This window comes from Haloferax sulfurifontis (genome assembly GCF_014635105.1).
GTDB classification, from domain to species: Archaea; Halobacteriota; Halobacteria; order Halobacteriales; family Haloferacaceae; genus Haloferax; species Haloferax denitrificans.
Window position 1 is genome coordinate 49,720 of sequence record NZ_BMCI01000006.1, and the last position, 15,058, is coordinate 64,777.

At 58.8% G+C, this 15,058-nt stretch carries 11 protein-coding genes and 1 pseudogene; 8 read left to right on the forward strand and 4 right to left on the reverse strand.

What is annotated here, in order from left to right; all coding sequences use genetic code 11:
• Both IEV64_RS15685 and IEV64_RS15690 read right to left on the reverse strand, forming a co-directional pair.
• On the reverse strand, positions 1–1,599 hold the full coding sequence (locus tag IEV64_RS15685) for a long-chain-fatty-acid--CoA ligase (protein WP_188424366.1): 1,599 nt from the start codon (positions 1,597–1,599) through the stop codon (positions 1–3).
• A 233-nt stretch (positions 1,600–1,832) separates the two neighbouring features.
• Entirely contained in the window at positions 1,833–2,318 is a 486-nt protein-coding gene (locus IEV64_RS15690) for a VOC family protein (protein WP_188424367.1), read from the reverse strand.
• Positions 2,319–2,436: 118 nt separating this feature from the next.
• Between IEV64_RS15690 and IEV64_RS15695 the strand changes: the two genes are divergently transcribed.
• The 4 genes and pseudogenes from IEV64_RS15695 to IEV64_RS15710 all read left to right on the forward strand — a co-directional run bounded on the left by IEV64_RS15695 (position 2,437) and on the right by IEV64_RS15710 (position 7,055).
• A complete protein-coding gene (locus tag IEV64_RS15695) occupies positions 2,437–3,573 on the forward strand; it encodes an acyl-CoA dehydrogenase family protein (protein WP_188424368.1) in 1,137 nt (378 codons plus the stop codon).
• Between the two features lie 440 nt (positions 3,574–4,013).
• Positions 4,014–4,883, forward strand: a complete 870-nt coding sequence (locus IEV64_RS15700) for an SDR family oxidoreductase (RefSeq protein WP_007276376.1) — start codon at positions 4,014–4,016, stop codon at positions 4,881–4,883.
• A gap of 362 nt (positions 4,884–5,245) precedes the next feature.
• A pseudogene (locus IEV64_RS15705) lies at positions 5,246–5,743 on the forward strand (hypothetical protein); the annotation flags it as partial.
• Positions 5,744–6,191: 448 nt separating this feature from the next.
• The gene (locus IEV64_RS15710; protein ID WP_007276378.1) at positions 6,192–7,055 is read left to right on the forward strand and encodes an MBL fold metallo-hydrolase; all 864 of its coding nucleotides are present in this window, start codon (positions 6,192–6,194) and stop codon (positions 7,053–7,055) included.
• Between the two features lie 264 nt (positions 7,056–7,319).
• On the opposite strand, the gene IEV64_RS15715 is transcribed toward IEV64_RS15710, so the two are convergent.
• Positions 7,320–7,721, reverse strand: coding sequence for a VOC family protein (locus tag IEV64_RS15715; RefSeq protein WP_007276379.1), 402 nt, complete (start codon positions 7,719–7,721; stop codon positions 7,320–7,322).
• Between the two features lie 153 nt (positions 7,722–7,874).
• On the opposite strand from IEV64_RS15715, the gene IEV64_RS15720 reads away from it, so the two are divergent.
• The 4 genes from IEV64_RS15720 to IEV64_RS15735 all read left to right on the forward strand — a co-directional run bounded on the left by IEV64_RS15720 (position 7,875) and on the right by IEV64_RS15735 (position 12,831).
• The gene (locus IEV64_RS15720; RefSeq protein ID WP_229722693.1) at positions 7,875–9,263 is read left to right on the forward strand and encodes a sugar ABC transporter substrate-binding protein; all 1,389 of its coding nucleotides are present in this window, start codon (positions 7,875–7,877) and stop codon (positions 9,261–9,263) included.
• Positions 9,264–9,395: 132 nt separating this feature from the next.
• Positions 9,396–10,934 carry a sugar ABC transporter ATP-binding protein gene (locus IEV64_RS15725; protein WP_007276381.1) on the forward strand — a complete coding sequence of 513 codons (1,539 nt, stop codon included), beginning with the start codon at positions 9,396–9,398 and terminating at the stop codon, positions 10,932–10,934.
• Positions 10,935–11,037: 103 nt separating this feature from the next.
• Positions 11,038–11,943: an ABC transporter permease gene (locus IEV64_RS15730; protein WP_007276382.1), complete on the forward strand. Its 906-nt coding sequence runs from the start codon at positions 11,038–11,040 to the stop codon at positions 11,941–11,943.
• Between the two features lie 168 nt (positions 11,944–12,111).
• The gene (locus IEV64_RS15735; protein ID WP_188424369.1) at positions 12,112–12,831 is read left to right on the forward strand and encodes a cyclase family protein; all 720 of its coding nucleotides are present in this window, start codon (positions 12,112–12,114) and stop codon (positions 12,829–12,831) included.
• Positions 12,832–13,269: 438 nt separating this feature from the next.
• Here IEV64_RS15735 and IEV64_RS15740 read toward each other — a convergent pair whose 3' ends face one another.
• Positions 13,270–14,724 carry an amidase gene (locus IEV64_RS15740; RefSeq protein WP_188424370.1) on the reverse strand — a complete coding sequence of 485 codons (1,455 nt, stop codon included), beginning with the start codon at positions 14,722–14,724 and terminating at the stop codon, positions 13,270–13,272.
• Positions 14,725–15,058 lie beyond the last annotated feature (334 nt).

Here is a 15,058-nt window from a genome sequence, read left to right on the forward strand (position 1 = left end):
TCAGTTCACGCCTCGTTCCTCCTCCTGCCAGTGTTCCTGTCGAAGCTCGAACTTCTGAATCTTGCCCGTCGACGTCTCCGGAAGGTTGTCTCTGAACTCCACGACGGTCGGGCACTTGTAGTGCGCCAGTCGCTCGCGACAGAACTCGATGAGGCCCTCTTCGGTCAGGTCCGACCCCTCGCGCGTGACGACGAGCGCCTTCGGCGTCTCGCCCCACTTCTCGTGCGGAACCGCGATGACCGCGGCGCGAGACACGTCCGGGTGGTCGTAGATGGTGTCCTGCACTTCGATGCTGGAGATGTTCTCGCCGCCGGAGATGATGATGTCTTTCTTCCGGTCGACGATCGTAATCATGCGGTTTTCGTCCATCGTCGCGATGTCGCCGGTGTGGAACCAGCCCTCGACGCGGTCGTTGAACGCCTCGTCGGTGGCGTCGGGCTTGTTCCAGTACCGGTCCAGCACCTGATTGCCGCGAACGACGACCTCACCTTTCGTCCGGTCGTCGAGCGGGACGTCTTGGCCGTCCGTGTCGACGACCCGAATATCGGTGTTGAGCGTGGCGAAGCCGGGCTTGTTGATGATGCTGTATTTGTCGCCCTTCGCAATCTTGCGTTTCGAGTTGCTGGTCGTGATGATGGGGCCCGTCTCCGTGGCACCGTAGGCGTGGATGATACGCCAGCCGAGTTCGTCCTCCGTTCGTCGAATCGTCTTTTTCGGCGGGGGGCTCGCCGCGGTCTCCACGCGGACGGGGAGGTCGCCGCGCGTGGGCACGTCGGCGTCTTCGTAGTACTCCAACAGCATGTTGAGCACGGTCGGTGCCCCACCGAGGAACGAGACGTCGTATTCTTCGATTCGGTCGAAGACTTTGGCGGGGTCGAAGTCGCGGAGGATGACGTGCTTCCCGCCGATGCCGGTCAGCCCGTAGATGTGACCCCAGCCGTTGATGTGGAACATCGGCGAGGTCCACAGCATCGTGTCGTTGTCTTCGAGTTCCGTGTGGTGGGCGTGGATGAGCGCGTGATAGTGCTGTATTCGGTGCGTGTGAACGACGCCTTTCGGGTCACCGGTCGTGCCGCTCGTGTAGAGAATCGTCGCGTCGTCGTCCTCGCGGAGGTCCGGGGTCGGGGGCTGTTCGGCGGACGCCCCGTCGAGAACCGTCTCGTAGTCGTGCCACTCGCCTTCGACGCTGTCGGCGTCGTACGCCACCCACTGCTCGACGCTGGTGTCGCCGGCCTCTTTCAGGTGTTGGAGTTTCTCGGCGTAGTCGTAATCGGCGATGAGGACGGTCGGTTCGCAGTCATTGACGAGGTAGTCGTACTCCTCGGGCTGGAGTCGGAAGTTCAACGGGACGTACAGCGCCCCCAACTGCATCGACGCGTAGAGCGTCTCGATGAAGTAGTGGGAGTTCGGCGACAGGAGGGCGACGCGGTCGCCTTTCTCGACGCCCCACTCCCGAAGCGCGTTCGAGAGGCGGTTGATGCGCTCACCGAGTTCGGCGTACGTGAACTCTGTCCCGTCGTCGGCGACCACACCGACCTCGTCCCCGTATAGTTTGACAGCCCGTTCCAAGAAGTCCGTAGTGAGTAGTGGTTTTTGCATATGTCTGGTGCGCACCGATTGCGAGTTCGTACGCGGTCGACGCGGCGTCGAGAGGGCCGTGGCCCGCGGACGTCCGAATTCGTGTGTGCTATCTCTTGTTACGCCTACAGATAGTAATTCTACACAATTTAAATTAATCTTCCGGTTGTTGTTACCAGTGTGTCCCATTCGGTGAGCGAAACCGCTCGCCGGCGCGGTGGTCTCGCCGACTGGGTCCGCGAAGTGAGCGTCGGTCAGTCTTCGTCGGAAGCGCTGAGTCGGGAGCCGGCAACGAACAGCTCTTCCGGGGGGTGCGGACGGTTACGCTCGTAGGCGTCGTGGTACTCCATGAGTTGGAACAGAGTTCCCGTCGGGTTCCGAGGCGAGACGAACGCCTCGGACCACTCGTCGCGGCGCTCGTAATCGACGACTGAGAACCCGTTCGCCTCCATCGCTTCGACGACGGCCCCGATGTCCGCGACTTCCAAGGTCACGTGGTGGAGGCCCGGACCGTTGGCGTCGAGATAGTTCGTGAGAAACGAGTCCGCTCCGGTCGGTTCGATCAGTTCGAGACGGGAGCCGTCCCCGAGTCGGTAGTACGCCCACCGGAACTGGTCGTCGACGGTGTCGTCGAGCAGTTTCTGACAGCCGAGCGCGACGAGAACCGGTTCCGCGTCTCGGACCGATTCGACGGCGATGCCCACGTGTTCGACGTGTATCGGCGTGTTATGGTGCTTCACACGACACTCAGTCGCACGCGGCGGGTAAAATCTCTCCGGTCAGTCCAGCGGCAGAAAGTATTAACGTTGTCAGAGAATTGTCGAAGAATACTTACCACTGTATTCTAAAATTGAGATAATGGCTTACGAATTGACCGAGTCGCACGACGAGATTCGAGAACGCGTGCGCGCGTTCGGCGAAGAAGCGATTGCGCCCGTCGCACGGGAGTACGACCGAACCGCCGAGTATCCGGACGACATCATCGCCGAGGCGGCCAAATCGGGACTCGTCGGGGCGAACGTCCCCTCGGAGTACGGCGGGCTCGGCCTCGACCCGCTGGAGATGGCGATTTACACAGAGGAGCTCTGGCGGGCGGACCCCGGTATCGGACTGGCGATTCAGGCGCGAAGCTTCGGCTCGACGCTCCTGTTGGACCAAGCCGACGAACAGCTGTGCGAAACGTGGCTCCCGCGGATAACCGCCGGCGAAGTCGGAACGTGCATGGCGCTTACCGAACCGGACTACGGCTCCGACATGGCGGGCATTCAAACCCGCGCCGAGCGCGACGGCGACGAGTGGACGCTCACCGGGAAGAAAAAGTGGATTACCGGCGCGTCCGTCGCCGACGTCGCGATCATCATCGCTCGGACGACCCAAGACGCCGAGCATCGGGGGTTGACCGCGTTCCTCGTGCCGACGGACCGTGACGGGTTCGAGGCGACACCCATCACCGGCAAGTTGGGGATTCGCGCGGCGGACGTCGCGGGAATCGAGCTCGACGACGTCCGGATTCCGAAGGAGAACGTCGTCGGAGAGGTCGACCGGGGCTTCTATCACCTGCTCGAGTTCTTCGAGACCGAGCGGGTCAACGTGGCCGCACAGGCGGTCGGAGTCGCGCAGGCGGCCCTCGATGCGGCGACCGACTACGCGAACTCGCGCACGCAGGGTGAAAAACCGATTAAGGAGTATCAAGCCATCCAACACAAGATTGCGGAGATGGGCTCTGCGGTCGAGGCCGCTCGGTCGCTGACCTATCGCGCCGCCTCCGCGGGCGACCGCGGGGACGACGACGCGATGAAGCTCGCGAGTATGGCGAAGCAGTTCGCCAGCGAACGGGCCGTCGAGGTCGCTGACGAAGCCGTTCAGGTACACGGCGGACCGGGGTACGTCGAGGACAACTTAGTCGAGAAGTACTACCGTGACGCCCGCATCACGAAGATATACGAGGGCACGAACGAGATACAGAAGAACATCATCGCCCGCGAACTCCTCTGACGGAGCGCCGCCGTACTCACGGCCGCCCCGCATTCCACCGTCCCGCCGTCACGCCGTCGGCGAGGACTGTGGGAATTGGTGTGTGCCGACCGATAGCATCGCATAGACTGTTCTCGGTGCCCGCTTCCTGCCCTACTGAGCCGGAACACCGCGAATCGAGTGAGTATACACAAACGTATACAGTCGCAATAACAGACAGATTCTGACACACACCATTACAACTCTATGCACGTAACGGACATAGACAGTAACGAACATACACGAAGGTTCATATTGAATAATTATATAATGTATACATCAATGTATATTCGTTTGGGTCGAGACGCGAGATACCCAGTCGCGTTCGCGGTCGCACCCAACGCCCGAGAGGCAACGACGGGTCGAAAGCGGGGCGAGACACCCGTATATCTTATAAGGGTCGATAGTACAGAACAGTACGAATGACGAACCTTCTCGACGGAAACGTGTACGTCGTCGCCGGCGGTGGCGGCGACCTCGGTCGAGCCACTGCTGAGGAGTTGGCCGCGAACGGTGCGACAGTCGTCGTCACCGACCTCGGAACGTCGCTCGCGGGCGAGGGCACCGCGGAAGACCCAGCCGCGACGACCGCCGAAGCAATCGAAGCCGACGGCGGCGAGGCGATGGCGCACGTCGGCGACATAACCAGCCTGGAGTACACGGAGACCCTCATCGAGGACACCCTCGAAGCGTACGGGCGAATCGACGGGGCGGTCAACTACGCCGGCATCCTCCGCGACTCGTATCTCACGAACATGACGGGTGAGGAGTGGGACGCCGTGATTCACGTTCATCTGCGCGGCCACTTCTCGCTCCTCCGGAACCTCGCTCGCCACTGGCGCGACCGCGACGAGGAGACCGAAGGCGGGCTCGCGTCGGAGCGGTCCTTCGTGAGCGTCACGAGTCCGTCGGCGCTCGGAAACGTCGGACAGGCGAACTACGGAGCGGCGAAGGCGGGCATCCTCGGACTCACGCGGACGGCGGCACGGGAACTCGCCGCGTCGAACGTCAGAGTGAACGCCCTGTTGCCCATCGCGTACACGCGGATGACCGAGGGTCTCCTCGACGACGAGTCGAAGTCGGCGGAGAAAATCGCGCCGGTCGTCGCCGCGCTGATGAGCGACGACGCGGCCGGTATCACCGGCCGGACGATACGCGCCGTCGGCGACTCCGTCAGCGTCCTCTCGGAGCCCGAGATCGAGCGAACCGCGATAAACGAAAACGGCTGGACGGTCGACCGCCTCACGTCGGTATTCCACGACGAACTGGGGCTCGGTGACGGCTCGGGGTAGCCGTCGGTCGAGACGCCACCGTTCGGACTGGGGAGGAATCGAGCACTTCGCCGGAGTCTCGCCTTCGAACGGGGGGATTCGACTCGCAATTAGCCTAGCCTCCGATGCTCGGGAGCCACCCGTGTCGAAGATTCTATATAGCGACATAAGGTTTGCCTGTTTGATTCTCCGTTTTCGTCAGATGCCGCTTAAACTCATTGTCCATGCACGACAACGAGCTAATCAAAAATTCAGGGAATGTTTCATATCTGCGCTAACTACGAACAACCCAGTCCTTAGAATCAGCCTTCACGAAGCCGCTTAGTTGGGACGTGTCCCACAATTCCTAACAGCGTCGAAAGACGCTAACTGGATCGAATCTCCGGCAGGCAGTTCACCAAGGCGCGGCCAACGACCAAGCACGCTACAATATGTGTTTCGCCGCGGCGACGCTCGCGGGTCAGGCGTTCGTAAATTCAGGCCTCGGCGCGGTTCACGCGTTGACCTATCCACTCGTCGTCGAACACGGTATCGGCCGCGGGTTAGCAAATGCGGTACTCCTCCCTCACGTTATGGAGTATGACGTTCCGTCTGAACCCGACCGGTTCGCCGAAATTGCGACCCTCCTCGGCCAGCGCGAGGGACCCCCCGGCGACACGACGCTAGACCTCGCGTACGAGAGCGTGGATGCGGTGAAACAGCTCAACGAAGACACCGGGACGTTGACGTTGTTGTCCGGATTCCGAAGCGAACCGATACTGTGGTATCTCCACATGGCCAGAACTCTATACATGTTTGTTCACTATCGTTGCACAAAAATCGATTCGGCTCAATTAGAATTACACAATTATGCTTGTAATTCTATGTTCGATACAATCTGAACTATCGCAAACTCGTTCACTCGTGTCGCACACTGAGTTTTTTGGAGCGTTTCTGCCTTCGCCAGATTGCAGTTCAGAAAATCCGTCACTCTGTCCTTCGAGACCGTTGTTCTACGAGGTGGTGACTTGTCTCCAATCTGCATCCACCCTCACGACCTTCCGACTCATTCGGTGATGACACTAACTTAGGGATTGTCATTCTTTAGAAACTCCGAAACGATTTGCAGAGAATGAGCCGCTCCATCGACGCCCGTTCTGGTGCGATAATCTCTGGGATAGTCTTACAGAAACGAAACTCTACTCAGGGTCGGTCACTACCACGGCGCGCCTTCGTGCTCACCGAAACGCGTTCCTATTGGTATCCGGATACAAACATATCAATCATTATATACTCCCGAAAGATTCAAACTCGTACGGGGTATCTCATCCGAACGAGTCGATTCTAGCTATGACAGAAGACACGATACATTCGACGTGGGGCGACTGGCTCGTCAGCGAAATCGAACAGACTTCCCCAGATGGCGTCTCGATATGGTACCTCGGTTGCAACGGCTTCGTCGTTCGTTCTGCGACGACTACACTCTACATCGACCCTTATTTCGCTGATGCCAGCCCACCGGGGCTCGTTCGGATGATTCCGGTACCCATGAACCCTATCGACGCAACGGAGTGTGACGGTGTCCTCACTACACATGAACACATCGACCATATGCACCCACCATCTTACGGCCCGTTGCTCGACGATGGCGGGATGCTCTACGCGCCAAGTGCTTGCTACGAGTCAGCCGACTACCATGGTGACCTGCGTGTCAACGAAGACCAGCGGGAGGTTATTGCCGCGGGTGACTCATTCACAGTTGGTGATTTTAAAGTGCACGTCCGTGGTGCTAACGACAGTGACGCCATCGAACCCGTATCATACGTCATCGAGCACGACACGGGAACATTCTTCCACGGCGGTGATAGCAAACCAGCTGCTGAATTCGAGGCTATCGGCGACGAGTTCGATATCGACCTCGGCGTTCTCGCGATTGGTACGGTTGGGCGGGTCTACCACGAGGCTGAAAACGAAACCCGTTCCACGAAGTGGTACATGACGACGAGCGAGTCTGTCGAGGCGGCGAACGCGCTCCAACTTGACCGCTTCCTGCCTTCTCACTACGATATGTGGAAAGGCGTGCTCGACGACCCGAAGTCCCTACACGAAGACGCGGCATCTTTCGAGTACCCCCGCAGTCTCGAAATTGTGCGTATCGGTGACCGTGTCGATCTGGATTCAACCGGTGTCGTTCCACCATCGTCCCATCGTTGAAATTACAACTGGCAACTCGCTTCTGGTCGGCCGAGTTCGGCGAAAGGCACGGATTCGGCGGTTAATAACTCGAACTCCGTCCAACTGTGCAGGGTACTAACGATGTTAACATCGGTCGAGAGCAAGACGACCCCCCACACCCGACGGGACGGTAGTAATCAAACCTGCGTGCACGCGTGAAGAATACGAGAGTTGAGTACGGCGTCTAGACTGTCGTCCACTATAGACGTCATGGAGAGGACGTGGCATCAATTATTGCCAAGCTCAGCCCGTGGGCGACTCGACGAGTTCGATTCGTGTATTATCGGGACCACTGCAGAAGGCGTACCGTGTTTCATCGAGTTCGAATGGCTCCATGAGAATCTCGTCGTCATTCCAGTCCTCGAGTGCGGTATCTATGTTGTCGACCTCGACTCCGTAGTGAGCAATACCGGGTTCGAGAGGCTCGACAAGTCCTGCGGCCTCGTAGGGTGTGGGGTGAACGACGAAAACTGTCTTGTCGGCGAGTTCGAGAGCAGCGTACTGAACGTCACGTTCCCAGTCACCCTTTTTGATTCGGCCCTGGTCCATGACGTTGACCCCTAAGAGGTCTTCTAGGGAAGCAACTGTGTTAGCGACATCAACCGTACGGAGACCGATGTGCGAGAACGTTTCTGGAACTACCATACGTTGTAGTGGACGACGAGGGACGAAAACGTTACTCAAATGCAACGGTGTGCGAATAGCCCCACTTCATCAGATGTCTCACACCCACTATCGTGTAATATAATCAACAACCATAAGGCTTTTGTGAGGTGGATACAAACCGAATTCTTGCATATGGTAAACCATAGCAGAGTCGAGGGAACCAACCAACAACGTCGCCGATACCTGAAGGCTGTCGGTGGGGTGGTTGGCGCGACAACGATAACTTCTCTCGCTGGGTGTACTGGCGGCTCTGACAACGGGGCAGGTAACGGTGGAACCGATACACCAACAGAATCAACGGCAGAAAGTGGGGACGACAACGGCTACAGTGAGACGATAGACAAGGCGTTCATGTCCCCTGACAGTCTCAAGATAGACCTCTGGAAGGCATTCCTCAACGGGATGAAGGAGGCGGCCGAGGACTTCGGCCTTTCTGCGAGCGCACAGGACCATGGTGGTCAACTGAGCAAGCAGATATCACAGATTGAAGGAGCGATTACCAGCGGCGCGGATATGATAGCCGCCACCGCACCGAGTGACTCGGGTGTTCGATCGCTCGCAGAGACTGCTGTGGACAACGGCGTCCCATTCTTTGAGTATTGGTCGATGGGCAAATGGCTGGTGCCATCTTCTGTGGGTCCGGAATTCGTCCAGTACCAGATTCCGGAGACGTTCCACGCCGGAGCGATTCCCGCCAAAATCCTTTTCGAGGAGATGGGTGGCTCGGGGAACGTCGTCGTCATCCTCGGCCCGAAGGGACACATCGGGTCCTATCGCTACGAGGGGTTCAAGCAGGCCGCAGAAGAATATCCCGATATCAACGTCCTCGCCCACCAGTACTCCGGTGGGTGGACCCGCAAGAAAGGACGCGAAGTGATGTCAGCGTTCGTCTCGAACTACGGCGACGACATCGACGGCGTCTACTGCAACAACGGCACACTCGGTCTCGGTGCGGCGTCGATTCTCTCCGAGAACGACATGGCGATTCCGTTCACCGGGTTCGATGGCGCGCTCTCGAACATCGAGTACATCCGCAATAACGGGCCGGACTCCGGTGAACCATACCAGGTCCAAGAGCAAGCAGCACCCCCGTTCTGGCAGGGCGGTTGGGCTGTCGCCAAGGCGTGGGACTGGCTCCACGGCTGGCGGCCCAAGGTTCCGGAGCGTATGCTGTGGGTGCGGACATTGACAGTTCTCAACCCGGAACTGGACCAGTCGAAGTTCAGTGACCTCGACACCCGCTTTGCCACGCCGGAGAAGTACATGTCCGTCGCTTACAGCGACGGGCACTCCCCGTACGACTGGAAGGCGATGTCCGTCCACGAAAGTGGGGACGACTGGGACCCCCAGCACCGCATTGTCCCCATTCGGAAGTCCGAGTGGGAGCAACTCAAGTGGACGGAGGACAACAAGCCTAGCAACCTGCAGATTCCGGATGCCTACGACGACGAGGCCCTCTTCAACCAAGTTGACGAGGACTACAAGCAACGAAATCAGAATGGGAAAAATCCGTACCTATAACCCTACTGTCACCAGTGACATCGAACAAAGAATGAACACCGCACAATCAACGTCCAAAGCCGGGGCGCTCAGAGTCATTCGATGAGTTCAAACGTCGATTCAGTCGAGCACGCCGCGCAAAATTCGGACTCGATGGTCCGTTTCCGAGTCGAAAACATCCGGAAAGAGTTCACCAACGTCGTCGCACTGGACAACGTCAACCTCGAGTTACGGACCGGTGAAGTAGTAGGACTCGTGGGTGAGAACGGCGCGGGTAAAAGCACCCTGCTGAACATCCTCAGTGGAATCTACCAGCAAGACCAGGGCCACATCTACGTCGACGGGGACAGAGTGTCAATCACGAACCCTCGGATGGCATCCCATCAGGGCGTCGCTATCGTCCACCAGGAACACAACGTCATCCCGAACCTATCAGGCTACGAGAACCTGTTCCTGGAGCAATTCCCGGACTACTCGACCGCTGGCGTCCTCGATTCTGACACCCTCAAACGCGAGGGTGCAGAGATTTTGAACTCACTCGGTATCGATCTGGACCTCGAGAAACGTGTCGCGAACTACTCGTTCAGCGACCGGCAGATGCTGAGCATCGCGAAGGCGTTCACCGAGACGGTCCACACCGACCACCCGATAATACTGCTTGACGAGCCGACTGCGGGCCTCGAGGAGGACGGCCGTGACCTGTTGTTCGACCGTATCGAGGACCTCCGAGACCAGGCCTCGTTCGTGTTCGTATCTCACGAACTCGACGAAGTCCTCGAGATCAGCGACCGCATCTACGTCCTTCGAGACGGCAAAATCGTCAACCATTTCGAGCAGGAAAACGCCACTGAGGACAAGCTCCAACAGAGCATGGTCGGCCGCGAGGTTTCGGAAGAGTACTACCAGGCCTCCGACCAGCGCGACGTCGAGAACAGCGAAGTAGCCCTCACAGTGTCGAATCTCGGCAACGAGGGACACTTCGAGGACGTCTCTTTCGACGTCCGCGAGGGCGAGATATTCGGGATCTGTGGCGTGATGGGAAGCGGGAAGAGCGCCCTCGGCCGCGTGCTCAGCGGGGTAGACGCCGCGGACACGGGCGAACTCGCCATCGACGGTACCACCGTCGAGACGGGTTCCGTCCACCGGATGGTCAACCAGGGTATCGGCTACGTCCCTAAAGAACGCCAGTCTGAGGGAACGTTGCTCTACCAGCCGTTGCGAGTCAACGTTTCGTTGCCGAGTATCGGTACTGACCTCGTCGCCGATCACGTGCCTGGGTTGGGAACTGTCCCTTGGCTCATCGACTTTGAGAAGGAAGATGAGATGGCAGAGGACATCGTTGAGCGGCTCAACGTCAAGACGCCCAGCATTGAGTCACCGCTCATCAATCTCAGCGGCGGCAACCAGCAGAAAGTCGTCCTCGGAAAGAACCTCCAACGCGAGGTTTCGGTCCTCGTGATGGACAACGTGACACGCGGTATCGACGTCGGCGCCAAAGAGGAGGTGTACCGCATACTCCGCCAACTCGCCGACGACGGTGTCTCGATGGTCTTCATCGCGGACGAACTCCCCGAACTCATCGGGATGAGCAACCGCATTGGCGTGATGCACGAGGGCGAGTTGGTCGACGTCGTCGACTCACCACCCGGAGATAAACCGATGGAGTCGGAACTAATCAGAAAAATGATCTAAAATGACAGAAGAAACCTCAGGCAATCCAGTTGCCGATTGGCTCGGAGAGTATCGAAAGAACCGCTCGGCCACAGACCTCCTCGTAGACTTGGGTCCGTTCCTGATGCTATTGATATTGATAGCAATCTTCACGGCCACGTCAGAAGTGTTTCTGACCTACGACAACCTGGTCGGGAACGTGATGATGAACAGCATGATTCTGCTGTTCGTCGCCTTGGCCGGTACCTTCCCCATCCTCCAGCAGAGCATCGACCTGTCGGTCGAATCGATCGTCTCGCTGTCGGGTGTCATCACGGCGATACTTATCAACGACTACCAACTCGGTATGCTCGCTCTCCTGCTTGGCGTCCTCGCAGGCACGGGCGTCGGCGTGCTGAACGGCGTCGTGTTCGCGAAGGGGAAGATTCCCTCTTTCCTCGTAACGCTCGGTTCGCTATCCATCTTCAGTGGGTCGGCCCTGTTGATGACCGGCGGCTACTCGGTGCCATTTAACGCGTCCGGCATCCGGCAGATTGCCATCGGCAACACCATCCCACAGGTTCCGAACCTCGTCGTCTGGGGCCTGCTCGTTTACGTGTTGGTGTCGCTGATGGCGTGGAAGACGACATTCGGGCGCTACACGTACGCCCTCGGAGAGAACGAACGGGTCGCTGACTTCTCGGGCGTGAATGTCGACCGGTACAAGATCGGCGCGTTCGTCGTCTCCGGGACGCTCTGTGGCCTTGCTGGTGTCCTGCTGACCGCACGCATCTCCTCGGCGACACCGGGCATGGGCAGCGGTCTGCTCCTACAGTCCATCGCGGCCATCGTGATGGGCGGTACCGCGCTGACCGGCGGCGTCGGCGGTCCGCACAGGACAATTCTCGGCGTCCTCGTCATCGGCGTACTGACGAACGGCATGAACCTCCTTGGTATCCAGTCGTTCGTTCAGGAGATCATCCTCGGGTTCGTCGTCATCCTCGCTGTTGCGATGTCGATGGACCGTGACAAGATCGACATCGTGAAATAATCCATCAAGCATCCTCCCGACCGGTCGGACGTGGCACGCCCGACCAATCGGGGACACTTCGAACCAGAGATAGCGTACTAACAACCGGACGAAACCAATGACACAGCTATTTACACAACACACCGAACCGAATAGAAAACGAACCGTACACTCGAATGGGGGACGACGATGAGCTACGAAGACGGACCGGTGGACGCGCTCAGCGCGCTTGCAGATGGTGAAGTCATTGACCTCTCCCAAACGCTCGAAGAAGGAATGCCCGTCGTTCCTACCCACGCGCGTTACAGTCACACACTCTATGAGTCCTACGAACGGGGGGATGTCGCCTGCCATTACCGATTGACACTCGGTGAACACACCGGAACGCACATCGACGCACCGCTCCACTTCATCGCAGAGGGCGACGCACACTACGATATCGCGTCCATCGAACTGGAAAAATTAATCGGTCGAGCGGCCACAATCGACGTCGCCGATATTGAGCGAAATACCACAGTCCCTGTCGAACGCATCAAACAATGGGAAGCAGAACATGGGGACCTCAGGGAGGGTGACCGCGTCCTCTTCCGGTTTAGCTGGGACCGCCACTGGGCTCCTGGCTCTGCCGGCACCCAGTACATGGCCGACTGGCCAGGACTCTCCGGAGAAGCAGCGGAATATCTCACTGACACTGGCGTCGCCCTCGTCGGCTGTGATACCGCCGCAATCGACGTGGCACACGACGAGTCGTTCCCGGCACACTACGAACTACTGGGGAACGAGACGTACATCGTAGAAAACCTCACGGCCCTAGACGCACTGCCACCGTTTTCCCTGTTGATTACCCTTCCTCTCAAAATCGAGGATGGCTCCGGATCGCCTATCCGCGCCGTCGCCATCGTCGACTGACCAGCCATCGTCCGCGGTAGATGGATCCGACGTTCACTTGTTCGACGGAACCGACGAATCTGCCGACTACCTAAACTAAAGCAGCGAACCGCGACTCGGTTTCTTCGCTTCCGCGATGTTACTGTTTCGACGATGGATCCACCCGAGTTGGGGTTCCCAATCACCGAAGCCAGTCGGAAGCTCACTCGGAAGACAGTGTAACATTACTGCCACTGTTTGATTTTGTACCCTCACCTCCAGTCCAGTCAGTTACTCTGGAATCCCATACACCTCCCGAGACCAGTCTCGTTCGAGTGTGTCGTAGACAGGTTGTTTCCGGTCGAGTTCGTCGATACGTCGTTGGTCTTCCGTCTCGAGTTCGATGCCGACGGGCAGTTCGTGACGGCTATCGAAACGTAATCATACCACACGTCGTCCAAAGTGGATGGGGACGTCCGCTTACGCGTCTCGTATCTTCTCGAACGAACGAGCGACGCGGAGGAGGTGAGCATCCTCGTACCGTCCGGCCAGGAACTGGACACCAACCGGGAGTCCATCGGAACCGTCTGGGACCGTCACAGCCGGGACGCCCGCGAGATTCGCTGGACGTGTGTTGTAGGCGAGCGGGACATCGAGTCCGTCGTCCGAGTCGTAACTATGTGGTTTGCGTTCGCCGATTTTCGGTGCGACGACCGGCATCGTCGGTGCGACGAGAGCGTCGTGGCCGTAGAGCGCGTCAGCGAACTCGTCGGCGAGAGTCGAACAGACGTTCCGCGCGCGGATGTAGTGGCGGCCGTCGTACCTGTCGAGAAGGACCGCACCGACCAGTGCACGTTCTCGGACGATGTCGCCGAATCCGACGCCAGCAGTAGCTTGTCTCCCAGCGGCTGCGTCGAGTCGAGAGAGGTCGAACGGCCCAGGCCGTTCGAGTGGGAGTCCCGTTCGGCGCAGTGCCGCAGCAAACTCGACGTTGGTCACAGCATTCCAGACGAACACGGCATCGTCGACGGTCGGCAATCGGACTGACTCGACCGTTGCACCCGAGCTCTCCAGCGTCGCAATCGTCTCTTCGAATCGTTCTCTGACGTGGTCTGATACGTGTGTACTCAGGAGTTCGGCAGGCACCCCGAACGAGAGCTCCTCGGGGTCGGGAACGTCGGTCAGTCCGTCTGCACACGAGCCGACTGGAATATCTCGTGCGAGTGCCGAAGACGGGTCCCGGGCGTCGTAGCCACCGATTACATCGAACCCGAGAGCAGTCGTCTCGACGTCGGGTGCGAGGGTCCCGATGTGGTCGAGCGTAGGTGCTAAATCAACGAACCCGTCTCGCGGAACTGCCCCCCATGAAGGTTTGAAGCCGACCACGCCACAGAACGACGCGGGAATACGGACGGACCCACCGGTGTCGCTTCCGATGGCGAGGTCTGCCGAGCCTTCGGCGACGGCAGCAGCGCTCCCCGAAGACGACCCGCCCGCAACCCGTTCGTCGTCTGCCGGGTTCGTTACGACACCAAACGCGCTCGTTTCGCTCGTCGGGCCGTAGGCGAGTTCGTCCATGTTCGTCTTGCCCACGAGTCGAGCACCAGCATCTACGAGACGGGCGACGACGGTCGCATTGCGACGGGGGACGACGCCTTCGAAGACTCGTGACCCGCACGTCATCGGCACTCCAGCGACGGCGAGGTTGTCCTTGACGGCGACGTCTACGCCTCGTAGGGGGCCGTCGCCACCCTCGGTGGTGAAACTGGTGATGTAGGCGTTGTGTGGGTCGTCGTGCTCGTCGACATCGCGTATCGAGAGTGATTCGTCCGCGTCGGGTTGGGAGAGGGTATCTAACGTCTCGTACCCATGGATCTCGTCGGATATCCTCTGAGCGAATCGCTCGGCATCGGCCTCAGAGAGGTCGAAGTCCATCGTCGTCCCAGCCTCGAGGATCCACCTCGCAGACACAGATGAGAGAGGCATCGGCATTACAGACACTTCCGGAGAAGGCGCCCTTGTGAGTGAGTAGAAGTCGTCATGTGTCTCCAAACCACGAGGGTGACGAGCATAATAGTTCGGTTAGCGAGCGTTTCCGTCCGAAAACAACGTCTACCAGAGTGGACAGACCACGATTAGAGGGGTTCCTCGGTACGCTGAGACGGGAGAGGGTTCGAGAGAGATAGTTCCGTGATTCTCAGATAGTTCTCGGGAGACTTCCTCGCATACGACGTCGCCACGAATATGAATTCGATTCGATAAGATAGAG

Bases quoted from the DNA above. Each gene is read 5' to 3' on its own strand.
- IEV64_RS15685 (WP_188424366.1), bottom strand. From the start codon at position 1,599: ATGCAAAAACCACTACTCACTACGGACTTCTTGGAACGGGCTGTCAAA.
- IEV64_RS15695 (WP_188424368.1), top strand. From the start codon at position 2,437: ATGGCTTACGAATTGACCGAGTCGCACGACGAGATTCGAGAACGCGTG.
- IEV64_RS15700 (WP_007276376.1), top strand. From the start codon at position 4,014: ATGACGAACCTTCTCGACGGAAACGTGTACGTCGTCGCCGGCGGTGGC.
- IEV64_RS15710 (WP_007276378.1), top strand. From the start codon at position 6,192: ATGACAGAAGACACGATACATTCGACGTGGGGCGACTGGCTCGTCAGC.
- IEV64_RS15715 (WP_007276379.1), bottom strand. From the start codon at position 7,721: ATGGTAGTTCCAGAAACGTTCTCGCACATCGGTCTCCGTACGGTTGAT.
- IEV64_RS15720 (WP_229722693.1), top strand. From the start codon at position 7,875: ATGGTAAACCATAGCAGAGTCGAGGGAACCAACCAACAACGTCGCCGA.
- IEV64_RS15725 (WP_007276381.1), top strand. From the start codon at position 9,396: ATGGTCCGTTTCCGAGTCGAAAACATCCGGAAAGAGTTCACCAACGTC.
- IEV64_RS15730 (WP_007276382.1), top strand. From the start codon at position 11,038: ATGCTATTGATATTGATAGCAATCTTCACGGCCACGTCAGAAGTGTTT.
- IEV64_RS15735 (WP_188424369.1), top strand. From the start codon at position 12,112: ATGAGCTACGAAGACGGACCGGTGGACGCGCTCAGCGCGCTTGCAGAT.
- IEV64_RS15740 (WP_188424370.1), bottom strand. From the start codon at position 14,724: ATGGACTTCGACCTCTCTGAGGCCGATGCCGAGCGATTCGCTCAGAGG.